This is a genomic window from Prevotella koreensis (assembly GCF_003977605.1).
GTDB classification, from domain to species: Bacteria; Bacteroidota; Bacteroidia; order Bacteroidales; family Bacteroidaceae; genus Prevotella; species Prevotella koreensis.
The window spans coordinates 1,496,435-1,521,708 of sequence record NZ_RYYU01000001.1 but is presented as its reverse complement, the minus strand read 5'-3'; the positions used below and the strand labels follow the sequence as shown (position 1 = coordinate 1,521,708).

General features: G+C 44.1%; 23 protein-coding genes. 13 read left to right on the top strand and 10 right to left on the bottom strand.

What is annotated here, in order from left to right; genetic code table 11:
• Positions 1 to 102 precede the first annotated feature (102 nt).
• From argS to EHV08_RS06435, 4 genes are all read right to left on the bottom strand, one after another.
• Positions 103 to 1,923: an arginine--tRNA ligase gene (gene argS / locus EHV08_RS06450; RefSeq protein ID WP_126678590.1), complete on the bottom strand. Its 1,821-nt coding sequence runs from the start codon at positions 1,921 to 1,923 to the stop codon at positions 103 to 105.
• 186 nt (positions 1,924 to 2,109) lie between these two features.
• Positions 2,110 to 2,526 carry a hypothetical protein gene (locus tag EHV08_RS06445; protein ID WP_126678589.1) on the bottom strand — a complete coding sequence of 139 codons (417 nt, stop codon included), beginning with the start codon at positions 2,524 to 2,526 and terminating at the stop codon, positions 2,110 to 2,112.
• A gap of 240 nt (positions 2,527 to 2,766) precedes the next feature.
• Positions 2,767 to 4,260: an MBOAT family O-acyltransferase gene (locus EHV08_RS06440; RefSeq protein ID WP_126678588.1), complete on the bottom strand. Its 1,494-nt coding sequence runs from the start codon at positions 4,258 to 4,260 to the stop codon at positions 2,767 to 2,769.
• A gap of 13 nt (positions 4,261 to 4,273) precedes the next feature.
• On the bottom strand, positions 4,274 to 5,650 hold the full coding sequence (locus EHV08_RS06435) for an SGNH/GDSL hydrolase family protein (protein WP_126678587.1): 1,377 nt from the start codon (positions 5,648 to 5,650) through the stop codon (positions 4,274 to 4,276).
• A gap of 336 nt (positions 5,651 to 5,986) precedes the next feature.
• Here EHV08_RS06435 and EHV08_RS06430 point away from each other — a divergent pair, with 336 nt between their 5' ends.
• Positions 5,987 to 7,513 (top strand): DUF438 domain-containing protein, encoded by a 1,527-nt coding sequence (locus tag EHV08_RS06430; protein WP_126678586.1) that lies wholly within the window; start codon positions 5,987 to 5,989, stop codon positions 7,511 to 7,513.
• A gap of 85 nt (positions 7,514 to 7,598) precedes the next feature.
• Entirely contained in the window at positions 7,599 to 7,922 is a 324-nt protein-coding gene (locus EHV08_RS06425; RefSeq protein WP_238988085.1) for a cupin domain-containing protein, read from the top strand.
• 110 nt (positions 7,923 to 8,032) lie between these two features.
• On the opposite strand, the gene EHV08_RS06420 is transcribed toward EHV08_RS06425, so the two are convergent.
• The 6 genes from EHV08_RS06420 to EHV08_RS06395 form a co-directional block, all read right to left on the bottom strand.
• On the bottom strand, positions 8,033 to 8,701 hold the full coding sequence (locus EHV08_RS06420) for a Crp/Fnr family transcriptional regulator (RefSeq protein WP_126678584.1): 669 nt from the start codon (positions 8,699 to 8,701) through the stop codon (positions 8,033 to 8,035).
• A 34-nt stretch (positions 8,702 to 8,735) separates the two neighbouring features.
• A complete protein-coding gene (locus EHV08_RS06415) occupies positions 8,736 to 9,335 on the bottom strand; it encodes a hypothetical protein (RefSeq protein ID WP_126678583.1) in 600 nt (199 codons plus the stop codon).
• Between the two features lie 274 nt (positions 9,336 to 9,609).
• Positions 9,610 to 11,253, bottom strand: a complete 1,644-nt coding sequence (gene hcp, locus EHV08_RS06410) for a hydroxylamine reductase (RefSeq protein ID WP_126678582.1) — start codon at positions 11,251 to 11,253, stop codon at positions 9,610 to 9,612.
• 277 nt (positions 11,254 to 11,530) lie between these two features.
• Positions 11,531 to 12,580: a ribonuclease III gene (gene rnc, locus EHV08_RS06405; RefSeq protein WP_126678581.1), complete on the bottom strand. Its 1,050-nt coding sequence runs from the start codon at positions 12,578 to 12,580 to the stop codon at positions 11,531 to 11,533.
• The gene (gene fabF / locus EHV08_RS06400) at positions 12,570 to 13,832 is read right to left on the bottom strand and encodes a beta-ketoacyl-ACP synthase II (RefSeq protein WP_126678580.1); all 1,263 of its coding nucleotides are present in this window, start codon (positions 13,830 to 13,832) and stop codon (positions 12,570 to 12,572) included. Before fabF ends, rnc begins: the two co-directional genes overlap by 11 nt.
• A gap of 118 nt (positions 13,833 to 13,950) precedes the next feature.
• Entirely contained in the window at positions 13,951 to 14,187 is a 237-nt protein-coding gene (locus tag EHV08_RS06395; protein WP_126678579.1) for an acyl carrier protein, read from the bottom strand.
• 218 nt (positions 14,188 to 14,405) lie between these two features.
• On the opposite strand from EHV08_RS06395, the gene EHV08_RS06390 reads away from it, so the two are divergent.
• From EHV08_RS06390 to EHV08_RS06350, 11 genes are all read left to right on the top strand, one after another.
• A complete protein-coding gene (locus EHV08_RS06390; protein WP_126678578.1) occupies positions 14,406 to 15,011 on the top strand; it encodes a DUF4254 domain-containing protein in 606 nt (201 codons plus the stop codon).
• Positions 15,012 to 15,016: 5 nt separating this feature from the next.
• Positions 15,017 to 16,063 carry a glycosyltransferase family 9 protein gene (locus tag EHV08_RS06385; protein WP_126678577.1) on the top strand — a complete coding sequence of 349 codons (1,047 nt, stop codon included), beginning with the start codon at positions 15,017 to 15,019 and terminating at the stop codon, positions 16,061 to 16,063.
• Between the two features lie 16 nt (positions 16,064 to 16,079).
• Positions 16,080 to 16,253 carry a hypothetical protein gene (locus EHV08_RS11450; protein WP_158676062.1) on the top strand — a complete coding sequence of 58 codons (174 nt, stop codon included), beginning with the start codon at positions 16,080 to 16,082 and terminating at the stop codon, positions 16,251 to 16,253.
• Between the two features lie 32 nt (positions 16,254 to 16,285).
• Positions 16,286 to 17,221 (top strand): acyltransferase family protein, encoded by a 936-nt coding sequence (locus tag EHV08_RS06380; RefSeq protein WP_238988025.1) that lies wholly within the window; start codon positions 16,286 to 16,288, stop codon positions 17,219 to 17,221.
• Positions 17,222 to 17,351: 130 nt separating this feature from the next.
• The gene (gene cysS, locus EHV08_RS06375) at positions 17,352 to 18,842 is read left to right on the top strand and encodes a cysteine--tRNA ligase (protein ID WP_126678575.1); all 1,491 of its coding nucleotides are present in this window, start codon (positions 17,352 to 17,354) and stop codon (positions 18,840 to 18,842) included.
• Positions 18,843 to 19,405: 563 nt separating this feature from the next.
• Positions 19,406 to 20,023 (top strand): DUF2975 domain-containing protein, encoded by a 618-nt coding sequence (locus tag EHV08_RS06370; RefSeq protein ID WP_126678574.1) that lies wholly within the window; start codon positions 19,406 to 19,408, stop codon positions 20,021 to 20,023.
• A gap of 53 nt (positions 20,024 to 20,076) precedes the next feature.
• On the top strand, positions 20,077 to 20,286 hold the full coding sequence (locus EHV08_RS06365) for a helix-turn-helix domain-containing protein (RefSeq protein ID WP_126678573.1): 210 nt from the start codon (positions 20,077 to 20,079) through the stop codon (positions 20,284 to 20,286).
• Between the two features lie 123 nt (positions 20,287 to 20,409).
• On the top strand, positions 20,410 to 20,727 hold the full coding sequence (locus EHV08_RS06360) for a heavy metal-binding domain-containing protein (RefSeq protein WP_126678572.1): 318 nt from the start codon (positions 20,410 to 20,412) through the stop codon (positions 20,725 to 20,727).
• A gap of 18 nt (positions 20,728 to 20,745) precedes the next feature.
• Entirely contained in the window at positions 20,746 to 21,651 is a 906-nt protein-coding gene (locus EHV08_RS06355) for a TraB/GumN family protein (protein ID WP_126678571.1), read from the top strand.
• A 282-nt stretch (positions 21,652 to 21,933) separates the two neighbouring features.
• On the top strand, positions 21,934 to 22,101 hold the full coding sequence (locus EHV08_RS11445; RefSeq protein ID WP_158676061.1) for a hypothetical protein: 168 nt from the start codon (positions 21,934 to 21,936) through the stop codon (positions 22,099 to 22,101).
• A gap of 108 nt (positions 22,102 to 22,209) precedes the next feature.
• Entirely contained in the window at positions 22,210 to 25,035 is a 2,826-nt protein-coding gene (locus EHV08_RS06350) for a M16 family metallopeptidase (protein ID WP_126678570.1), read from the top strand.
• The last annotated feature ends 239 nt before the right edge of the window (positions 25,036 to 25,274 follow it).

The following is a 25,274-nucleotide window of genomic DNA, read 5'->3' as shown; positions in this document are numbered from 1 at the left end:
TTAGAAAAATCACCAATGCCGCAGAAAAGTGGATGTTTTGTATAAAATACAATCCATTTCTTCAGCGGCATTGGCGGTATATAATTAAATGTGTGAAGTGACTTACATGCGTTCCGGAACCTCTATTCCGAGCAGAGCCATGCCATTCTTGATTATCTTCGCCACGTTCTTGGCGAGTACAAGTCGTGTGATGCGTGTCTGTTCGTCGTCGGCATTCAGTACGCTGAAGTCGTGATACCACTGGTTGAACTCCTTGGTAAGTTCGTAACAGTAGTTCGCTATTCCGCTCGGACTATAATCCTTGCCGGCCTGTTCCACTGCTGTTGCGAAACTGTTCATCTTCTGCACCAGTTCGATTTCTTTCTCGTTCAGCACCGCATCATTCCTTGTCGCTATGCCATTGATGTTAATTCCCATTGCTTCTGCTTTTCTCATAATGCTCTTTATGCGTGCATGGGTGTATTGTATGAACGGACCGGTGTTGCCGTTGAAGTCGATTGACTCCTCCGGATTGAATAACATATTTTTTCTTGCATCGACTTTCAGAATGAAGTATTTCAGTGCTCCCATTCCCACTATTCGTGCAATGGACTGTTTCTCCTGTTCTGTGAGGTCGGCGTTTTTGCCCGCCTCGTCTGCTGTGCGTCGTGCGTCGTCTGTCATTACGTCAATCAGGTCGTCGGCATCCACTACCGTGCCCTCTCGGCTTTTCATCTTTCCGTTAGGCAATTCCACCATTCCGTATGAGAAATGTACGAGTTCCTTGCCCCATTTATATCCCAGACGGTCGAGCAATATCGAGAGAACTTGGAAATGATAGTTCTGTTCATTGCCCACCACATATATCATCTTGTCAATAGGGTAGTCGTTAAATCGCATCTCGGCGGTACCGATGTCCTGTGTCATATATACGCTTGTGCCGTCGCTGCGCAGTAGAAGTTTCTTGTCGAGTCCCTCGTCTGTGAGGTCTGCCCATACCGAGTTGTCCTCGTGACGTTCGAAGAGTCCTTTCTCCAAGCCCTCCTCAACCTTTGCTTTTCCGCGCAGGTAAGTCTGACTCTCATAGTAAATCTTGTCAAACCCAACGCCCAACGCTTTGTAGGTTTCATCGAAACCGGCATACACCCACGAGTTCATTTTCTCCCAAAGAGCGCGTACTTCCGGGTCGTTCTGCTCCCATTTTACAAGCATATCGTGAGCCTCCTTTATTAACGGAGCCTCCTGTTTTGCCTTCTCTTCGGCCTCTTTTTCAGGCAATCCTTGTTCTATGAATTTGGGTTTTAGCAAAGAAATTTCTTCCCTATAATGCTTGTCGAAGAGTACATAATAGTCACCGATTAGGTGGTCGCCCTTCTTTCCGCTTGTTTCCGGTGTCTCTCCGTTGCCCCATTTCTGCCATGCGAGCATAGACTTGCAGATGTGTATTCCCCTGTCGTTCACTATATTAGTCTTCACCACTCGGTATCCGTTGGCCTCCATTATGCGTGACAGCGACCAGCCGAGCAGGTTGTTGCGCACATGTCCGAGGTGCAGCGGCTTGTTGGTGTTAGGCGAAGAATATTCTATCATTACCAATTGACTGTCTTCTCCGGCTTTCTTATAACCGAAGTCAGCATCTTTATTTATATCGTTCAGTAAACTAATCCATGCCGATTGCGAGACCACGAGGTTAAGAAATCCTTTCACCACGTTGAACGAAGCCACCACTGCGGTTTCTTTTATCAGTCTTTCTCCAATCTCCTGTGCCGTATCTTCCGGCTTTTTCTTTGATATTTTCAAGAAAGGGAACACCACAAGCGTGAGGTTTCCTTCAAAGTCTGCACGTGTTTTTTGCAACTGCACGGCAGTGCGGTCAACGTCCTGACCATATAGTTCCTTGACAACTTTCAGCGTTGCCTTTACTATTTCGTTTTCTATATTCATAACTTATTGATTTCCAATTTGACTGCAAAGTTACTGAAAATTGGAGACAATACAAAGAATTTGCTACTGATTTATCTCAAATCTAAGCACATGCGTCTTAATGCCCGAGTTTGGTTTATACAAAAGAAAGACTTCGGAATCAGGCCTAAACCCTCATCCGAAGTCTTTTACCAACATGAAAAAAAACTACATATCTTCTACTAATTTATCCATTCCAAGTTCTTTTGCCAACTCCTTTTGGAATTCCAGGTCTTCAGAAACTTTCTTACCGTTTTCTGTTGCATGTGCTGCCTTGTTAAAAGCCTCTAACTGATTGCTGAGTTCCTCATATTTCTTCATCTTCTCAGCAAGTTCACCTAACATCTTCACCTGGTCTTCCTCGCTTAAATTCTGAGCATTCTCCTTGATTTTGCTAAGTTCCTCAAGCATAGGCTTTGTAGCCTGCATAGAAACTCTGTAGGCATCTTTCCACTCTTCTACACTCCAATTTGCGCCATCTTTCTGTGCATTTTCAAGCACTGTCTTAAAGTCTTTTGTTCCTGAGCAAGAAACAAAGAATAGACCCATCATCATTAAGAATGCGCTAAAAATTACTTTTTTCATTGTTTATTAAATTTAAATGGTTAATAAAAATCGGACTTTCTTATACGATTGTATTTTTATATCTTCGACTAAGCGTGTTGCATAATATCATGTTTGCAAATATAACTAAAAACATGATAAGTTCCAAATTTTTTTTCATAAAACGATTTTTTTCGTCTGTTTTCTGTGTGTTATGTCTTGATTATTTCTTGTATTTCACTATGTTCCATGCAGATACCAACCCGATATCTGCATGAAACATCAGAACTGGAAGTAGATGAAGGGCTGTATGTCGCTCGACTTCACCTGAATTACGATGTATATCACGGCCGTGATAAGTGCCGCACTGACAAAAACATTGGTCATGGACAGTCGGACGATGATGTGCTGCTGCCATCTGTCCGGCAGGAAATGGCTTAAGAAACCGAATGCCATCAGACCGAACACCCATGGATAACCGCTCACCACCTGCCACAACAGTTCGGGGTGGAAGTTGGTCAATACCTGTCCGATTATCGTGAGACTCGTATCCAAATCGCTGCTGCGGAAGAATATCCAGCAGAAACAAACGAAGTGGAAAGTAATGATTATAGCCCCAATCTTGCGTATTCCGGTGCTTTTATATCGTTTGTCGTGACGGAAAATGTTCTGTGAGAAGAACTTATGAACGCTGAGTGCCAACCCGTGCAATGCTCCCCAAAGGATGAAATTCCATGATGCGCCGTGCCATAGTCCGCCGAGCAGCATTGTCAGCGTTAGGTTCAAGTATGTCTTAAATTTGCCCTTGCGGTTGCCGCCGAGCGAAATATACAGATATTGCTTAAGCCATGTGGAGAGCGAAATATGCCAACGTCGCCAGAAATCGGTCACCGACACCGAACTATAAGGCGCATTGAAGTTCATCGGGAAACGGAAACCGAGCAGCAGTGCTATACCTATGGCCATGTCGCTATATCCTGAGAAGTCGCAGTAAATCTGCAGGGCATAGCCATATATGCCTAACAACACCTCCAAGCCACTGAACATTTCGGGCTGATCGAACACGCGTTCCACGAAGTTGATGCTTATATAGTCGGAGATTACCGCTTTCTTGAAGAGTCCTATTATGATAAGATATACACCCATGCCAAACATTCGTCGGGTTATCGAGAGTGGTTTTCGAATCTGCGGAACGAAGTCGCGTGCTTTCACGATAGGTCCTGCCACGAGTTGTGGGAAGAACGAAACGAAGAAAGCATAGTCGAGAAGCGAGTCTAATGGGCGTATTTCGCGACGGTAGATGTCTATCGTATAACTCAGACTTTGGAACGTGAAGAAACTTATTCCCACCGGTAGGAATATGTCGAGCGGCTGGAAATTGTTGCCGATAATCTGTGACAGCGAACCGAGGAAGAAGTTGGTGTATTTGAAATAAGCCAGCAACGAGAGGTCGATTACCACACTCAGTGCCACGAGCAATCGTGTCTTGCGCTTGTCATCCGGTTCGCGTTCGATAATCTTTCCCATCATCCGACCTATCAGCCAGTCGCTCACCGTAACCACGGCGAGCAAAAAGAAATAGATGCCACTGCTCTTGTAATAGAAGAAATAGGAAAACATTGTCACGAACACAAGCCGTGGCATGAGTTTCTTCTGCAAAAGCATATATATGAAACAGAAACCGAGGAAGAGCCAAAGGAATATGCCGCTGCTGAAAATCATTGGCTGGGCAGGGTCGTAAGTCAAGACCTGCGCAATATTGTCTATTATTGTCATCTTTGCGTCTTGTTTACTTTCCGGCCATTATCCCGTCATACAGTTTCTTTGCAAGGTAGGCTCCGCCCTTGAAATTGATGTGGGTATAGTCCTTGCCTGCCATACCTTTCTGTGCCATTTTGCTTATGCCGCCATTTCCTCCCATTGCCTCGAAGAGGTTGAAGAAAGCCACTTTGTTGTCGGCAGCCAATAATTGCTGATAGGAAACCAGTTCTTCTACACCTTTCATTGTCTTGATCTCTCCACCGGAACGTTGGTCTCTGTCGCTCATGCTGACAATCAGTATTGTGGCATTGGGGTAGCATCGCTTCAGCATTTCCACTACTTTCGACATCTGTGTCACATAGTGCTGCAACTGTTTCTGGGTGCTTCGCTGACTCGTTGCGTTCAGTCCGAACTGCAGCACCAGCATGTCGTATGGGCGTTTTGCCGCCATCTCCTTCATTGTCTGCTCCGGTATGCTTGCCAATGACATTCCGGCACTTCCGCGCATGGCGAAATTGTCCACCACCACACCGTTTTTCGGGTCGAGTGCCGTGCCGTAGAACTGTGTTGAAGAATTTGCTCCGTTCACAGCCCATTTCACTTTCGTCATCTGTCCTGTCACCGAAACGCTCTGCACATTTGACGCAGCCTCTATCGAGAACGACTTCTGTTCTCCGTCATTCATCGTCGCTGTGATGCTGATTGGCGTTGAAGTCTTGAAGTAAAGGGTTGATGTGCCCCACGAACCGCAGTGGTTGTTCCATGTTGTTCCGCTGAACGTAGCCTGTGCAGAGCCTGCTACGGTAAAATATCTCTGCGAAATACCCTGCTGTGAGGTGTTGAATGTCTTTCGTTCCATTACCGAATGGCTCGTGAAGCCGTTTGTTGCCACCCTCACTGTTGGTCGTGCACTGTTTGTTGTCTTGCCACAGTCAACCCACCCGACACCATTTCCGCCATACTTGTCTTGCAGCAGTGCTCGCAGGTCTGTTGTCATTATGTCGCTTTCGATGAACGAGTCGCCCCAATAAGCCACCCTCACCGGACGGTTCATTTTCTGCACATTTTCAAGAGCCTTGTAGAAACTCTCCATGCCGTGAGCACTGCCTCCCGAATAGTCTATTATGCACGTAGTGCCCGGTGGGCAAGGTTTCTTTTTCTTTGCCGGTGCTTGCTCGCCAGGTTTTCCTGCCTTTGCGGTCACTGTCGGAGCAGCCGGTATCACCGGTTTCGCTATTACTTCGCTGTTGTCATCACCGTCAATTTCGGGCAATACGTCACTCAGAATGTCAACATCCCTAAGTGATGTCCCTGCCAGCGACACCTGCGGCATGAAGTGCATATAAACCAATATCGTTACTATAATTGCTATAAGAACAAATGTTCTTGCCGGTTGATTGTTCATATTGTTGGAAATGAATAATTTAAATAAAATCCTATTGCCTATATTAATATAGAGTTTGCAAAATTACTACTTTTTTATCAATTAGCCTTATTGCCAAGAGTTTTTTTACAAAATTATTTAGAATAATATTGCGTAAAAAGGATGGATTCCATAAACATGTGCAAATTTATATAATTACACGAGTTAGGGATAGACACTTGCGCACCAATAGTCTCGGTGGTGAAACTTATTGAACATTTAACAATACTTAAGTCTGTTGAATAACATTTGTTACCAACGGCTTATTTTTACACCTATATCTTTGCACTAAAAAAGAAAATATAAAAAGATAAGCATATGAAGAAGTTAGATTTATCGCAGAACATATATGAGTTGACAACTCAGTACCCGGAACTTATTGATATTATGAACAATCTTGGTTTTGTAGAAATCAAGAAGGAGTTCATGCGTAAGTCGATGGGCAAGTTGATGACATTGCCAAAAGGTGCCAAACTTAGGGGTATCGCGATGGAGAAAGTAATTGTTGCTCTTATGCAGAATGGTTTTGAATTATCTGGTGAAATGACACATTTTGTAAAGGAGAAAACAGAAAAGTTTACTTATGCACCGGAGACATCTACTAAAGAAGAGAGAATAGATTTACTAAAAGGATATTTACATCGACTAAATGCCGGTGAGGATATTGAAAAGGTCAGACGAGATTTCGTCAAGAATTTCAAGGATGTGGAAGCATCAGAGATTATGCGTGCAGAACAAGAACTTATTCGTGAGGGAGAGTCTATAGACAAGGTGCAGAAACTGTGTGATGTTCATTCTGCATTATTTCATGGTGCTACGCGCGAGGAAAAGATAGCCAATGCAGAAAAAGAAGTATCAGCCTCACTAAAAAGAGAGCATGCATTTGCTGAAACTAAAGCACAAGAGACTCATAACATGGCTAAGGCAAGAGAGAATATTGATAAATGTGGAACACTCATAAATATAGATGGTCATCCGCTGCAGACATTCACTCGGGAGAATGACTCTCTTGCAAAACTCATTGCTGATATTAGAAATCTCTTGGATGAAGACAAGGATGTATCTTCTACTTTAACTAAGATTCGTGAGATAGCAGTGCATTACGCCAAGAAGGGAGATTTGATCTATCCCCATCTGAAGGTTAAATACGATATTATTGGTCCTTCGCAGATAATGTGGACGCTCGATGACGAGATACGTAATGAATTGAGTTCACTTGTAAAACAACAGGCTCGTGATGAAGAGTGGACTATACGTGTACAGAATGTCATTCAGCGTATTGATGAGATGATATATAAGGAGCAGAACATCCTTTTCCCTATATGTGCAGCCAATTTTACTGATGAGGAATGGATGGGTATTTATCGCGACAGTAAGGATTACGCTACTTGCCTTGATGTTGTGAGCAATAAATGGGTGGTTGCAGAAGAATATACCAACTCAATTCCTGAGCATCAGGGAGAGGTGGTTATGCCTGGTGGTCATCTTACAATAGAGCAACTGACAGCATTACTTAATATCATCCCACTGGAAATCACTTTTGTGGATGGAGATAACATTAACCGATTCTTTAATGAAGGCGAGAAAGTGTTCCATCGTCCACAGATGGCCATTGATAGAGAAGTGTTCTCATGTCATCCTCCTAAGATAGAATCAATTGTAAGAACCATTATCAATGATTTTCGTAGTGGCAAACGTGAAAAAATACAGATATGGATGGAGAAAAATGACAGAACAATGCTTGTAACATATCAGGCAGTACGAGATAAAGCGGGAAAATATATTGGCACCGCTGAGTTTGTTCAGGATATGGAGTTTGCCAAGGAGCATTTCCTAGAGAAATAGTATGTAATAAATGTTAGAATTTACAGGCTAATGGCACAACTGTTGCAGAATGTATAATAGAAGTAATAACAAGTAAAAAGATAATATTATGAAGTTCGAAAAAGGAAAAGTATTTGTAACAAATGATTTGGTAGATTACGCAGAATGTGGAGTTGTTAGTAAGGAATTGGTTCACAATAATGCCGGTAGTATAACAATCTTCTCATTCGATGAGGGGCAGGGATTATCAGAGCACATTGCTCCATACGATGCATTTATACATGTTATAGATGGCAATATGGTACTAAATGTAGAAGGAACAGATAATCACATAAAAGCAGGTGAAAGTTTCGTTATCCCAAGTGGTGCTCTTCACTCTGTAAAGGCCGAACAGAAATTCAAGATGATTATTACCATGATCAGAGGCTAAACAATCCGTAGATGCAAGGTCAGAAAAACAGTTGCATAGGAAATAATAAAAAAGACCAGAGTATTTTAGTAATCTCTGGCCTTTTTATTATTAAGCACAATGCTGTTCTATCATTTCATTTTATCGGAGTTGATAATCGTGATAGTTTTTCCCTCTATCTTAATAGCTCCATTATCCTCGAATTCTGATAAGCAACGAAGTAGCGAGAACTTCCGAATACCAAAAATATCTGCCATTTCCTGACGACTCACATTAAGTTTAATAGTTCGACTTTGTTGTTCTGTAGCTATTTTTATCAAGTATTGAGCCACCTTTTCTTTAACACTGAAAAGCGAGAGCATGCGCATCTTTTGCGTAAGGAAAACATCAATCATTGACAATTGTTGAATAAAATTCCAACGTATTCTTTCGTCTGTATCAATAAGTTTTTTCAGTTCTGATGGCATCATACGCATCAGAAGTGTTGGCTTGCTAGTCTCTACGCTTACAGGCATTTCATTCTTATTGGCAAAGATAAAAGCTGGAGATATCAGGGTTGATGCAGGTAACCTGTCTATCTGAACTTGTTTACCCGATATTCCTGTCATACGAGCAATCATCTCTCCCTCAATGATAATATCGGCATACTTGCAAGGCATGCCAGCGAGAGTATATATATCCCTGGCAGGATAATTCACTATTCTATAATCTGCTAACATCAGTGCTTGTTTAATTTCATCAATTGTAAATCCGTGGAATAATGGACATTTCTGTAAAGTAACGAATGCAGTTTCTTTCATATTGCGTCTTTTTTATTAATAGTACGTTAAAATACTATGCTGCGTCAGCAGCGAAACTAAATATCTCATTTGCACTTTCTTTATTTAATGGCGTGTTCGGGTTCTTCTCTAACACGTCAATAATTCCTTGCGCATAGTAGGCGTTGACCATCTGCGCTTTAAGGCGGTCTATGGAGATGTCAAGTTCCTTGCACCATGCCTTGAGTGCATAAGCCTTGCCTGAGGCATCCTCCAACACCCTGGCATACCGGTCGAATAGGTTCATCTTGTTTTTCTCCTCAACTTTTCCAAGTGTGGTATGTACGGTCTTGAGCATCATGCACTCATGCAAGTCCACGTCTATCACTCCGATGCCGAGTATCTCAATACCGTGCTTTACTGCACCTGCACAGCCCGACCAAAACGTACCCACGTATGGGGTATGCTTCCCGGCCTTCTGCCGATAGCATTGCTCGCCACGCTTGCCATAGCGTCCCATCTGCGTGAATTTGCATCTCCTTGGGATGACCATCAAAAGAAAAAGCATTTCCATGTCGCTTGTCTGAATACTTTTGGTTAACTTTGCCCCATCTCCGGCACTAAATGCTACTTTGCAGAGTTTCATATATCGGCTAATCAAGTTGGTTATCAGCATGAACTTTATTGTATTTTGAATCTACAAAGTTGCTGAAAATTAGAGAGATAACCGGTTTTATGTTATATTTCATTACTTAACTCATTCTTTTTCAACCATTTATATTCTATCGCTGAATCGTATTTTTGTCTCACTTTTGAAGTCATGCTCAAACGCTCTCCAAAAAATTAACGGACTAACGGACTATTGTTTTATAAGAACGCTATTTTTACATGTTTTATTGCTCTAAAACATAAATTCCCCCGATAGTGTTTTCTATCGAGGGAAATACATATTAAATAATATATTTTTGAATATCTTCTTCTACTGTAGAATTCCCAGCAAGACCGAAGTTATCAATCAGTACCTGAAGCACACCTTCTGAAACGAATGCAGGAAGGGTCGGCCCAATATGTATATTTTTCACGCCAAGATGTAGAAGAGCCAACAGAACAATAACGGCCTTCTGTTCATACCATGCAATATTGAAGAATATTGGCAGGTCGTTGATATCGTTTGCACCAAATATTTCTTTTAGTTTCAAAGCCACTACAGCCCAAGAATATGAATCGTTGCACTGACCTGCATCCAACACACGAGGAATACCATTGATATCGCCAAGGTTCAGTTTGTTGTACTTAAACTTTGCACACCCACTGGTAAGAATTACCACATCATTTGGTAAAGCTTTAGCAAAATCTTCATAGTAGTTGCGACTCTTCATACGGCCGTCACAGCCACTCATAACCACGAATTTACGTATAGCCCCACTCTTCACTGCCTCTACAATCTGATCAGCAAGGGCAAAAACCTGAGCATGGGCAAAACCACCGATAATCTCACCACTCTCTATCTCATTTGGTGCATCGCATGTCTTTGCAAGTTTTATCACCTCGGAGAAGTCCTTGTGCCCATCCTTACCAGCTTCAATATGCTTCCAACCAGGAAAACCAGTAGAATTAGTTGTGAACACGCGATTGTTGTATTCTGCGGACAATGCTGGTGGAACAATACAATTGGTGGTAAACACAATAGGACCATTAAAACTTGCAAACTCCTCCTTTTGCTTCCACCATGCATTGCCATAATTACCCACAAGATGTTTATACTTCTTTAGTTGTGGGTAGTAGTGAGCGGGCAACATCTCTCCATGAGTATAAACATCGACACCAGTACCATCTGTCTGAATGAGCAGTTCCTCAATATCTTTTAAGTCGTGACCTGAAATCAAAATACCAGGATTCTTGCCTACCCCGATATTTACCTTTGTAAGTTCTGGGTTGCCATATGCTTTAGTATTTGCTTTATCGAGCAACGCCATGACATATACACCATACTTACCCGTTTCAAGTACTGTTGCAAGTAGTGTTTCCATATCAGCTTCAGGATTACTGATGATTGCAAGAGCCTTACACATAAATGCAATGATATCATCGTTTGTTTCGCCTAATCGAGCCGCATGCTCATAGTAAGCCGCTATGCCCTTTAAGCCGAGTATGGTCAATTCTTTGAGCGAGCGTAAATCTGCATTTTCATTACGAAGAATACTCTCGCGACGGCTCTCTGCATCATAATCGGCCTTTTCACCTCCCCAACTTACCTCTTGGTAATTCGGTAGAGAGATATTTTTGCTTGCAGCTATTTCAAGCAGTTGTTTTTTTATATTAAGACCTTTGTCCACCTTGTTCAGTATACTCTGATCATCAAAGTTGGCATTAGTGATTGTCGTAAACAAAGCATCGGTAATGAACTCTGCAACATTGTCTTTCGCCTTTTCTCCGACAGCATCCTGAATTGTACCAACACCACGAACCACACTCAACAGCAAATCCTGCCATTGCGAGGTTGTTGCCTCTTTTCCACATACACCCTTAATAGTACAACCTGTTCCTTTTGAAGTCTCCTGGCACTGGAAACAAAACATCTTATTTTCTGTCATTTATTTTATTTTTTGAATTATGACTGCAAAGGTATATTCATTAAGAAAGGATATTGGTAACAAATGTTACTTGGGGTAAATAAGAAACGTTAAAATCTCTTTTATATATCCTAATTGTCGCGTATAAAATGGGCGAAATTGGTCAGCAATTTCGCCCATTTTGCAAACCAATCTCGCCCAATTTGCAAACCAAATTGGGCGAGATTGGTTTCTTGAAGAAATGTGATTAGTGATTGTTTCGTTATCGACAATCGCCCGAAAGCACGTTCCGTATAAATCAGTTCTCTGCAAATGCAGATGCTTCGGCTGCTGCAATGATTTCTTCGTAAGACTCTCCTTTGTTCTTTATGTAGATATCAGAGAGGTCGAACTCGTCTTCTTTGTCCTGTTTTTCCGGCCATTGGCGGTCGTTGTTTCTTGCATTTTCTTTGGCAATGCCGTCTTCGCGGTATGTGTTTGGTGCATCTTTCCGCATGCCGTTGTTCATGTCGGATATGATGAAATCATTCTTTGTTTCGCGCTCGGGCACTCCCACCGGTTCCTCCTCCATCTTCGTTCTTGCGGACTTAGAGGCAAACACGGCATCGATGAACTTGGGTTGCTTTCTCAGTCTGCTCAACGTCAGTCGGCTTGCCTGCTGCTGACTCTCTTTTTTCGAGTATCCTCTTCCCATGTCACCGTCAATACCTTCGAGCACTGCTTTATAGCAGAATGTAGGGTTGCCGTCCTTGTCTTTGTCGCTGCTTACGAGTTTGAACTCCAGTCTCACTTTGTTTTTCTGACTCCATTCTATCAGTTTCGACTTGAAGTTGACTTCCTTATAAGCCACTTTGTCGATATTTATGAGTTGCGCCAATATGCGCTTGTCCATGAAGCGCATGCAAGCGTCGTATCCACGATCCAGATAGATTGCGCCCACGAGAGCCTCGAAAGCGTTGCCGCCCATGTGGTTGTTGTGGCTCGTATTGGTTCGCGACGACTGTATAAGACGGTTTATGCCCATCTCTTCGGCAAGTCGGTTGAGGGTCTCTCGCTGCACTATCTTAGAGCGTGTGTTGGTTAGGAATCCCTCACGTTTGCCCGGAAAGTGATTGTAAACGATATGTCCCACCACGGAGTCGAGCACAGCATCGCCGAGGAATTCAAGTCGCTCGTTGTTCACGGGTCGCCCTTTCTCGTTGCGGCTGTGCATACTCTTGTGCATCAGTGCCGTTTTATAAAATTCTATGTTGTGCGGATAGAAACCGATAATATCGTAGAGAGCCAAAAAAAACTCCTTCTCCTTGCGGAAAGGGAGTTTTATTCTGTCAATGAGATTACTCAGCATATTTCTTGAAAATAACACACGCATTGTGTCCGCCGAAACCGAATGTGTTGCTCATGGCAGCACGTACTTCGCGCTTCTGAGCCTTGTTGAACGTGAAGTTCAGGTTGTAGTCGATTTCCTCGTCCTTGTCATCCTCACTATGGTTGATGGTAGGCGGTATGATGTCATTCTGCACAGCGAGCACTGTCGCCATTGCTTCCACCGCACCGGCAGCACCGAGCAGGTGTCCGGTCATTGATTTTGTGGAACTTATGTTGAGTTTATATGCAGCCTCTCCGAATACGGATTTGATGGCTTTCACCTCAGAAACGTCGCCCACAGGTGTCGATGTGCCGTGCACGTTGATGTAGTCGATGTCCTCCGGTGTCAGGTTTGCGTCCTTGAGGGCATTCTCCATAACGAGTCTTGCACCGAGACCTTCGGGGTGAGAAGCGGTGATGTGGTATGCGTCGCCGCTCATTCCCTCTCCCACCATCTCTGCATAAATCTTTGCACCGCGTGCTTTTGCGTGTTCCAATTCTTCGAGAATGAAGCATCCGGCACCCTCAGCCATTACAAATCCGTCGCGGCTTGCGCTGAACGGACGGCTCGCAGTCTCCGGAGAGTCGTTGCGTGTAGAGAGTGCATGCATGGCATTGAATCCTCCTACACCGCTCTCGCAGACCGCAGCCTCGGCACCGCCGGCCACAATGGCGTTTGCCTTGCCAAGTCGAATAAGATTGAAAGCGTCGGCTAATGCGTTTGTCGAAGATGCACAAGCACTTGTCGTTGCGTAGTTAGGACCGTGGAAACCATATTTGATAGAGATGTGTCCGGCAGCGATGTCGCTGATCATCTTAGGGATGAAGAACGGTCCGAACTTCGGTCCGTTTTCTATGTTCTGTCCATAGTAAATAATTTCATCCTGAAAGGTTTTTATACCTCCGATTCCTACACCGAATACTACTCCGATCCTTTCTTTGTCAACAGTCTCCAGATTCATTCCGCTGTCTTCAACCGCTTGTATCGCACTGATAAGTGCCAACTGCGTGTAGCGGTCAATCTTGCGTGCTTCTTTACGGTCGATATACTGGTTGATATCGAGCCCTTTCACTTCGCAAGCAAATTTGGTTTTGAATTTGGAGGTGTCAAAATTAGTGATAGGTGCTGCACCGCTCTTTCCTGCAACGAGGTTGTTCCACGTTTCTTCCGGATTCAGACCAACAGGTGTTACGGCACCAAGCCCTGTCACGACAACTCTTTTTAACTCCATTTATTTATAATAATAATTGATAACTGATAATTGATAATTGACGTAGTGCTGCAAAATGAGCAACATAAATGAATAGTCAAATGTCAATTATCAATTATCAATCTGATTTTAAACAATCTTATTTCTGGTTGTCCTCGATGTATGCGATAGCATCGCCTACCGTACCGATTTTCTCAGCCTGATCGTCCGGAATAGAGATGTTGAATTCTTTCTCAAACTCCATGATCAACTCTACTGTATCCAAAGAGTCTGCGCCAAGGTCGTTTGTGAAACTTGCTTCTGGCTTAACTTCTTCCTCGTTTACACCGAGTTTCTCAACGATGATGTCTCTTACTTTAGATTCAATTTCTGACATAATTGTAATTTTTTTAATGTTAATAATATTCACTAATATATAAAAATCGGCTGCAAAGGAACAACTTTTTATTCATGTGTGCAAATATTTCAACGAAAAAAAACATTTTGTTTGCACACACCACCCCTATGTGTGCATGTTTTTGATGTTTTTACTTAAAAACTTTGCCGTTTGAAAATAAATATTTAAATTTGCATCAAATCTAAATAAAACACCAAATGTCATTTACACAACTCTGTAACGAGATTTTCGACAAGGCAATTAAAGACTACCATGTTGCCGACAACGTTGATACTCCTATCAACAACCCGTATGAATGTGACTCTATCGAGAACAGGCTATACTTGAAATGCTGGATTGACACCGTGCAGTGGCATTTTGAGGACATAATACGCGACCCGAACATCGACCCGGCGGAGGCTCTGATACTGAAGAGACGCATCGATCGAAGCAATCAGGACAGAACCGACCTCGTTGAACAAATAGACACTTATTTCCGTCAGAAATACAGCGAAATAAAGCCTTTGGAAGAGGCAAGACTCAATACCGAGAGTCCGGCATGGGCGATAGACCGCCTCAGTATTTTGGCACTGAAAATATACCACATGGCCGAACAGGCCGCTCGTAATGATGCTTCGGAAGAGCATCTGGCGAAATGTGCGCAGAAATTGGAGGTGTTGAAAGAGCAGCAGGTTGACTTATCTACGGCTATCGACCAACTTCTTGAGGATATTGAGACCGGTAGGAAATATATGAAGGTATATCGCCAAATGAAGATGTATAACGATCCGGCTACCAATCCTGTGCTCTACGGCAAGAAATAAGGTAGATGAGAACCGAGCACATATTAATAATAAGGTTCTCCGCGCTTGGAGATGTGGCGATGACCGTGCCTGTGGTGAGTTCGCTCGCACGGCAATATCCCGACCTGCGCATTACCGTACTGAGTCGTTCTTTTATGCGCCCGCTGTTCGAGGGGATTGCCCCGAATGTGGGATTTATGGGAGCCGACTTCAATAAAGAGTATTGCGGTGTAAAAGGACTCAATGCTCTTTACAGACGGTTGGTGGCGAAGAATTTTACCGCTGTTGCCGACCTGCACGATGTGTTGCGCTCAAGTTATCTTAGAATGAGATTCAGTGCGGCGCGTTATCACGTGGAACATATCAACAAGAATCGTCGAGGCAGGAAGGCACTGACAAGGAAAAACGACAAGAAACTTGTCCCACAGCAGACATCGTTCGAGAAATATGCCGATGTGTTGGCGCGTTTGGGCTATCCTGTAGAACTGGATTTTACTTCGCTGTTCCCACCCGAAGGAGGGCCGTTGCATGAGATAGAAGCGGCCATAGGTGGAAAAAAGGATTCGCAAAAATGGATCGGCGTGGCTCCGTTTGCCGCCCATGAAGGTAAGGTCTATCCCAAAGAAAAGACATTTGAGACGATAAAACTATTGCTCAAAAGTCATCCGACGGCACGCATATTCCTGTTCGGTGGAGGCGAGAAGGAACTGAAAGTGATGGACGCATGGGCCGGCGAGGAGCCTCGTTGCTCTGTGGTGCCGCGCATGGTGCAAGGCTTTCGCAACGAACTTATACTCATGAGCCACCTCGACGTGATGCTTTCAATGGACAGCGCGAACATGCACCTTGCATCGCTCGTTGCCACACCGGTTGTTAGTATATGGGGGGCAACGCATACATTGGCCGGTTTCAAGGGTTGGAATCAGTCGGAAGCGACTGTCATACAGGTCGATATGCCATGCCGGCCGTGCAGTATATTCGGAAACAGCCCGTGTCATCGCGGTGATTATGCTTGCCTGAACAGCATCACTCCGGAACAGGTGGCCGGCCGGATTGAGAGTTTCTTGAAGTAGGATTGTATTTCAAACAATGACCGAGAAAATAAAATTTATTCTCTCCGCAATGCTCTTCCTCGCCCTTCTCGCCGCTTGTATGAGGCAGCGAAAGGAAATGCCGGACTCGGAATGCTTTAGGACAGACTTGCTGATGAAGACCACCCCGGTGAATCAGAATGAACACTCTCGCTGTATGGTATTCGCGTAATGACAGTTGAAACGAAAAGAAGTAAAGGGAGAATGAAACAGAGATTGGAAGAGATTGACTTCTTGCGGTGTGTCTTGATACTGTTGATGATAACGTTCCACATCGTCTATATCGGCGACACTTACGCCTTTGCGAAGCAGTTCGTATATACTTTCCACATGCCGGCGTTTCTCCTTGTATCAGGTTATCTGTGCAATACGGATAAGAAAATGGCAACTTTCATGAAGTCGATGATGTGGATATTCATTCCCTATTTGGTCATGGAAACTGCTTATGTGGTAATGGCCTCGCTGCTGCCGATACGCGAACACATTGACAATATTACGCCAATGCTGCTTTTCGACAAAATTTTCTTGCATCCGCTTGGCCCTTATTGGTATCTGCATACATGGATATTGTGTTCTATGGTATGTTATTTTGCCATGCGACTGAGGGCGATAAAGCCCATGTTGCGGTTTCTTGTTGCGGTGGCAGGATGTCTGCTGTTAGGTTTCTGTGGACTCGTAAGTCTGCCCAATGCCATGTATTTCATGGCCGGAGCGATGATAAGCCTACTCGGAATGAGGTTTCTCGCAGTATTCCACCCTGCATGGTGGGCGGTGCTTCCGGTGCTTTCGATAGCCCTTTTCATGCCTTCGCAACTCGACCGCGCCACGATTGGCGGAATGGCAATAGTCTTTTTCATGATCTCTTTCATATTATATATATATCGTTTCACGAGCAGCAGAATGCGTCGTCCTTTGCTTTTTGTGGGAAGAAACACCCTGTTGCTGTTGCTCTTCTCCCCCATATTCACAGCTGTTTCAAAACTCTACCAACCCCTTTTTTTATCTTTCGACCCCAGCGGATTCTCTTTCTGCATCGTCACCGTGACCATTGCCACCCTTGGCAGTCTCCTTATCGGGCACGTTTCAGATCTGCTCCGTCTCTCTCCGTTCTTTTTCGGGAAAGAGAAAGCGGTTAATTGACACTTATGTAGTAATGTTTTTTCATTTTGCAGATGTCGTTTTGGCTGTTAAGATGAATAAAAAACCACCTTCCTTTATCGTTCTTCATTATATTTTTATTACCTTTGCAAACTAATAAACAACAGTGATTATGGAACAGAATTTTTTGATTTACAACACACTGCATAGGCAGAAAGAACGTTTCGAACCGCTTCATGCGCCCAACGTGGGTATGTATGTGTGCGGCCCTACGGTATATGGCGACCCGCATTTGGGACACGCCCGCCCTGCCATAACATTCGACATATTGTTCAGATACTTGAAACATCTCGGATATAAGGTGCGCTACGTGAGGAATATTACCGATGTGGGACACCTCGAACACGATGCCGACGAGGGCGATGACAAGATAGAGAAGAAGGCTCGACTTGAGCAACTTGAGCCAATGGAGATAGCGCAGCACTACACCAATCGCTACCATGATGCGATGAATGTGCTCAATGTGCTGCCGCCATCGATAGAACCGCATGCCACGGGGCATATCATCGAGCAACAGGAACTGGTGCAACAGATTATTGATAACGGATATGCTTACGAGAGCAACGGTTCGGTTTATTTCGATATTGAGAAGTATAATAAGAAATTCAAATATGGAAAACTGAGCGGAAGAAACCTTGATGATGTTATAAACAATTCGCGACAACTCGATGGAGTGGGCGAGAAGCGCAACCAAGTGGATTTCGCTCTGTGGAAGAAAGCACAGCCGGAGCATATCATGCGTTGGCGTTCGCCGTGGAGCGAGGGCTTCCCCGGCTGGCATTGCGAGTGCACGGCGATGGGCAAAAAGTATCTCGGCAACCACTTCGACATTCACGGCGGAGGCATGGATCTTGTCTTTCCGCACCACGAATGTGAGATTGCACAGTCGGCAGCATCACAGGGTGACGACATGGTGAAGTACTGGATGCACAACAATATGATAACAATCAATGGCCAGAAAATGGGCAAGTCGCTCGGCAATTTCATAACCCTTGAGCAGTTCTTCACCGGCAACCACGACTCGCTTGAGCAGGCATACGGTCCTATGACGATACGCTTCTTCATTCTTGGAGCGCACTATCGCGGCACGGTGGACTTCTCAAACGAAGCACTGAAGGCGAGTGAGAAAGGTCTCGAACGACTGATGCAGGGCATAAAAGACCTCAAACGCGTTCCGGTATCTGAAAAGTGCGACCCGCAGACGGAAAAAACCGTGAAAGAGTTGCGCCAAAAATGCTATGACGCAATGAATGATGACATGCAGACACAGATAGTGATAAGTCATCTCTTCGAGGCTTGCCATGTCATAAACTCGCTCATCGACCACAAGGCTACAATCTGCGAGGCATGTCTGAAGGAACTTTCAGAGGTGTTACATCTGTTTGCTTTCGACATCCTCGGACTGAAAGCGGCCGGCGATACCAACAATGCGGCACGCGAGGAGGCCTACGGAAAGGTGGTAGATATGGTGCTGTCGCTGCGCTCAAAGGCAAAGGCCGATAAAGACTGGGCCACATCAGACAAGATTCGCGACGAACTTGCCGCTGCCGGTTTCGAGGTGAAAGACACCAAGGACGGTGCAACATGGAATCTGAACAAATAGAAAGCAACAACGCCGCAGGTGTTGATTTATGTCAAAATAATAACGTAAAAAGGCATTTTTTGACACCTGCTGTTGCGAAATTCATAGAAACTGCTTACCTTTGCAGTGTGTTCGTGAGAATACATCACAAAAGTTTTCATAGGTTAGTAGTTTGATAGATTTAAGGTAAAGATTATGTTATTAGATTTTTAAACATGCGTAATGTTGATTGTTGCCTTTATTTTTATGATGCTTTGCATTGTTACATTAGGCAAGATTCAAATACGCTGAAGTTTTCAGGAGGCCGAAGTGAGAGATTCATATCGTCCTCTTTTTTGTTTTTAAAAGGTTATCTGCTCCGCAAGGGCAGATAATTTTTTTTGATACATAGTCGTTATAAAAAAATATATTACCGCCATACTGCGTCATATATATAATAATGTATAATATGGCAAATATTGTTTTGTAATGTTAAATTATTGTTTTTCGATAAAATTTTATTGTGTATTGTTTGCGCATTTCATTTATTAATCATATTTTTGCATATCGAATAACGATAAGAACGATATAAACATTGCATATATATGAAACAGAGAATGAACATACTTTGCATCGTGATACTCATCTTCATGGTAGCAATGGCATTGTCGCAGTTCACCGACCTGTTTTACTCGACAGACAATTCGAGTTTGATGTTGCCGGTGTGTGTGACTCCGACGCATATCGGTGACGACAACATGGTGACACTAACTGACGGCAACACAGGTAGCGATGTAAGGGTATGGGTGAAGGAAGTGATGTTGGAAAGCACCCTTCTTGAAAGCAAAAAGGGTGAAGTAATGAAACTTATCTTTATGCTTCCTATCTCGGTGATAAGTCTTGTGACATGGTTCATTTTCATAATTTATCTCATTCGGTTTGTTGTTGCAATCAACAAAGGTAAGGTGTTCACGTGGAAAACAATACGATTGCTGCGCACGGCGGGCTGGGCGGCACTCATTTCGAGTGTGTCAATGATTGCCGTCGCGTTCTATGAGGTTTATGCTCCTTCAATGTTGTTTGTGCCACAAGGTTACATATACAATTATTCCTACGCCATCATGCAACTTCCTTCGTTACTGCCCGGACTGCTTCTGCTGCTCATGGCACAGATATTCGGAATCGGAGTGAAGCAGAAAGAAGAACTCGAACAGGTGGTTTAAGTTGCCATAACGCATAAGATACATGGCAGAAAGGAACAAAAAACACAAGTGACATGGGTAATATTATAGTGAATTTGGATGTCGAGATGGCGAAGAAGAAAGTGGGGTTGGGCGAACTTGCCGAACGGATAGGCCTCACACAGGCTAACCTCTCGATATTGAAAACAGGAAAGGCAAAGGCAATACGTTTCACCACGCTGGAGTCTATATGTCGCGAACTGGGGTGTCAGCCCGGGGATATACTTGAATATCGTGACGAATGAACATAAATTTAATGAGAAGAAAGAAGAAATAATTACATGAACTTTATGTGCCATTTATGGCAATTCGAGTTCAAAAGAAATAATGATTTGTAACAACAAGTTTAACGTTAAATATAAAGTATTATGATTATCAGTACAACACCCACACTGGAGGGATATCCTGTGAGACAGTATTTAGGAGTAGTTACCGGCGAGACAATAGTCGGAGCAAACTTATTCAAGGACTTTATGGCAAACATCCGCGACATTGTGGGAGGGCGTGCAGGCTCTTACGAGAAAGTCCTGATTGAGGCAAAAGACACCTCGTTGGCAGAGATGAGCCGACGTGCAGAAGCCCTTGGGGCAAATGCCATACTCGGAGTGGACATAGACTATGAGACGGTAGGGCAGAACGGTTCCATGCTTATGGTGGCAACAAGCGGTACGGCAGTAATAATATAAATCGGAAACAGAAATACTATGAAGAAAATAATGCTTACGCTGGCACTCGTGACAGCAGTCGTAATCGGTGCGAATGCACAACTGTTATACCGAATTTCCGGCAACGGACTCGAAAAAGACAGTTACATCCTCGGTACACACCACCTTGCTCCGGTGTCGTTTGCAGACAGTATTCACGGAGTGAAAGCCGCGCTCGACAACACCGTACAGGTGTGTGGAGAACTCGACATGGCAGACATGATGAACCCGGAGAAACTTATGGCAATGCAAAAAGCCATGATGCTTGAAGACGGAAAGACGCTATCTTCACTGCTTGATGAGAAGCAGATGTCGAAACTGAATTCGCTGCTGAACATTGTGATGGGAGCCGACATGAGCAATCCTATGGTGAAAATGCAACTGGAAAAGATTACACCTTCGGCCTTGGTGACACAACTTACGATGATAATGAGCATGAAACGTTGCCCCGATTTTGACATGACAAACCAGTTCGACGGATATTTCCAGAAACTGGCGCAGAAGAATGGCAAAGGGGTGAAAGGCTTTGAAACAATGGAGTTCCAGATTGCTACATTGTTGAAAGGTGCCACAATGGAGCGACAGATAGAACAACTGATGTGTCTATGCGACAACTATGAGTATATGGACTTGATGTCAGAACGGCTGACCAAAGCCTATTTCTCACAGGATCTCAAGAAGATTAAGGAGGTGATGGACGACAAACTCAACAGTTCGTGCGATGCTACAGATGAGGAAAACGACCGTCTTATATACAATCGTAATCGCAAGTGGCTGGCAGAGATGCCGATGATGATGAAACAGAACCCCACGTTCTTTGTCGTTGGTGCCGGCCATCTCGTAGGAGATGAGGGCGTGCTTGAAGGTCTTCGCAAGGCCGGATACACGGTGACGGGAGTAGAATGAATTGATATGGTTAGCAATTAGGGAGTTTGAGAATGTATGATGTTCGGGAGATATGCAGCAAATAAATGTACTTGCCACTTTTTTAAATATCATAAACAGATATGTTGTATATGCCCCTGAACTCATATATTCAAGAACAAACGGAGAGCAATTTCGGCGAATTTGCAAACCAAAATCGCCGATTTTGCAAACCAATTTCGCCCAAATTACTTTCCAATTTCGCCCATTTTGCAATGTTGTCGAGGGCTTTGATGTTGAGCGTTTAGCGTTGAGGGTTGAGCGATGAGCGGTGAGCGATGGACAATCAACGATGAACGTTCTATCTTCGCTCTGCTCGGCTCTGCCAGGAGACGCTTTCAGAGGAAGCGGAGAAAGGACGCACAACCCTCATCGTTCATCGCTCAACCCTCGTCGTTTACCGCCACCGCTCAACATATTAATGAATATTAATGATAAAAAAAGCGAAATAATAGGTGCTTAAAGAATATTTTATTAATTTTGCAAGCATAATTTAAATTTGATACTAATTGAAATAAAATTATTTAATAAACCAAAAGTATGAAATTCAAAAGAATCTTTTTTGCTGCGGCTCTATTTGTTGTAAGTGCCACGGCAATGATGGCTCAGCAGTTGCCTCCTATCCCACAGGACGAGAAAGTGCGCGTGGGTAAACTCGACAACGGACTGACCTACTACATTCGTAACAACAACTGGCCGGAGCATAAGGCCAATTTCTACATCGCACAGCGTGTAGGCTCTATTCAGGAGAACGACGACCAGCGCGGCCTGGCACACTTCCTCGAGCACATGGCGTTCAACGGTTCGGAGCATTTCCCCGACTCAACATTGTTGGAATATACCCGCTCACTGGGTGTAGAGTTCGGTAGCGACCTCAACGCTTACACATCAATCGACCAGACAGTGTATCGCATTTGCAACGTTCCTACTACGCGTGCCACTGCTGTAGATTCTTGTGTCTTGATATTGAAAGACTGGTCTAACGGTCTTACCCTTGATTCAAAGGAAATCGACAAGGAACGTGGTGTGATACATCAGGAATGGCAGATGGGCGAAGGTCCCGGCCAGCGTATGTACCAGAAAATACTTCCGAAACTCTATCCGGGATGTAAGTATGGTGAGCGTCTGCCTATCGGACTCATGGAAATCGTCGATAACTTCGAGCCGGATGTGCTCCGCGCATACTATCACAAGTGGTATCGTCCGGACAATCAGGCGATCATCGTTGTGGGTGATGTTGATGTTGATCGTGTAGAGGCTCTCATCAAAGACCTTTGGAAAGGTGTTGTGGTGCCGGCAGACGCTGCTCAGGTGGTTCCTGAACAAGTGCCAGACAATGCCGAGGCTATATACATCTTCGAGAAAGATAAGGAACAGCAGTACTCCATCGTGAACATAATGATGAAGCACGACCCTGTGAAAGACGAGGAAAAGGGCGACATGGGCTATCTGCTCGACCAGTATGCAAAGCAGGTTATATCAATGATGCTGAACCTCCGACTGGAGGAACTTACAAAGAAGGCAGACTGCCCGTTCATCGGTGCATCGGCTGCTGACGGACGTTACATCTTCTCAAAGACAAAGGATAACTTCGAAATGCAGGCTCTTGCAAAGGATGACAAAGACTTGGAGGCTCTCTCTGCAATCTATCGCGAGGCTCAGCGCGTGCGCCAGTTCGGTTTCACACCGGGCGAATACGATCGCGTGAAGGCTGAATATCTTAGCCAACTGGAGAAGGAATACAACAATCGTGACAAGGTGAACAATGCTGTTTTCGGCAATGCTTACCGTGACAACTACCTCGACAACGAACCGATTCCATCTATAGAGGTGAAGTATCAGATAATGAGCCAAATCTTAGGCTCTCCGATGATTAACGTTGACATGATCAACGAGTATGCTAAGGAACTCATCAGTGAGAAAGATTCAAATCTCGTTGTGCTCATAATGGCACGTGAGAAGGAAGGAAAGGTTTCACCGACAATGGCACAGATGGCAGAAGCAGTGGCCAAAGTGCGTGGAGAAAAACTTGAGGCTTACGTTGACAACACGAAGAACGAGCCGCTCATCGCTCCGGAGAAAATGCCGAAACCGGGCAAAATCGTTAAGGAGAAGGAAAACAACGTGCTCGGATACAAGGAGTTGGAACTCAGCAATGGTGCTAAGGTGATAATGAAGAAGACCGACTTCAAGAATGACGAGGTGCGCTTCCAGGCTATTGCAAAGGGTGGAAACACTCTCTATGGAGAGAATGATTTCGTGAACTTGAAATACTTCGATGAGGTTATCTCACAGAGCGGACTCGGCAATTTCTCTAACACCGAACTGCAGAAGGCTCTTTACGGAAAGCAGGTTTCTGTAAGCCTTGGCATGAGCAACTTCTATAAGTCACTCTCAGGCTACACTGTTCCGAAGGACATCGAGACCATGCTGCAACTCGTTTACCTCAACTTCACTAACGTATCTAAGGACGAGAACTCTTACAACTCTATGATGCAGCAACTCGAACTGATGCTTGCAAACAAGGGACTCACACCGGAGGCTGTATATAGCGACTCGCTCATGTTTACCCTCTACGGACATAACCCACGCTTCGCACCGAGCGACAAGGCCGATCTGCCTAAGATAAGTTACGACCGTATAATGCAGATATGGAAAGAAAGTTTCAGCAATGCACGCGGTTTCGTGTTCTATTTCGTGGGCAATTACGATGAGGCTGCACTCCGTCCGCTCATCGAGAAGTACATCGCTTCACTGCCATCTACAAAGAAAGTTGCCGATTGGAAGCCTATCGAACTCTACCCGACAGGAAAGGTTTCGAATGTTTTCACACGCAAGATGGAAACTCCGAAGGCTACGGCATTCAAGTTCTGGCACGCAATAATGCCTTACACTCTTGAGAACGAGGTTCTCTCTGACGCAGCCGGACAGGTACTTGCTATGGTTTATCTGAAAGATATTCGTGAGGATGCAAGTGCTGCTTACTCTGTAAATGCAAGTGGTGGCATTAGCCGTCAGTGCGATAAGGCAATGGCTGTGATGCAGGCTTACTGCCCGATGGATCCTGAAAAGGCAGAAACAGCAATCGCTCTCTTGGCGAAAGGCATTGCCGACAACTCTATCAAAGTTGATGCCGACAAGGTTGCTAAGGTAAAAGAGAATATGCTCAAGAATGCTGACATAAATGCAAAGAGCAACGGCCGCTGGGTTGTTTACCTCAGTGAGTATGTATTTACAGGTGTTGATCTCCAAACCAATTACAAGAAGGTGGTTAACGAGTTGACACCTGAAAAGATTGCAAACTTCCTCAAACAACTTCTTGCTTCAGGCAATGAAATTGATGTCATAATGACTCCGGAGAAGTAATGAAATAAAAAACCGACCGCCGAAACGGTCGGTTTTTTATTTAGGAGGTTAGGAGTAGTGGAGTATAAGGGTTAAAACATATTGTAAAGAAATAACTAAGATGTTCTACAAGCCCCTATACTCCTTTATTGTATTAATCCTAAACCATTCCCACTCACCTGTTTCACTTCCCTCACTTTTTCCCGAATAAGTTAATTTCTCATAACTTATAACCACCTTATACCTTTTTTTTGTACCTT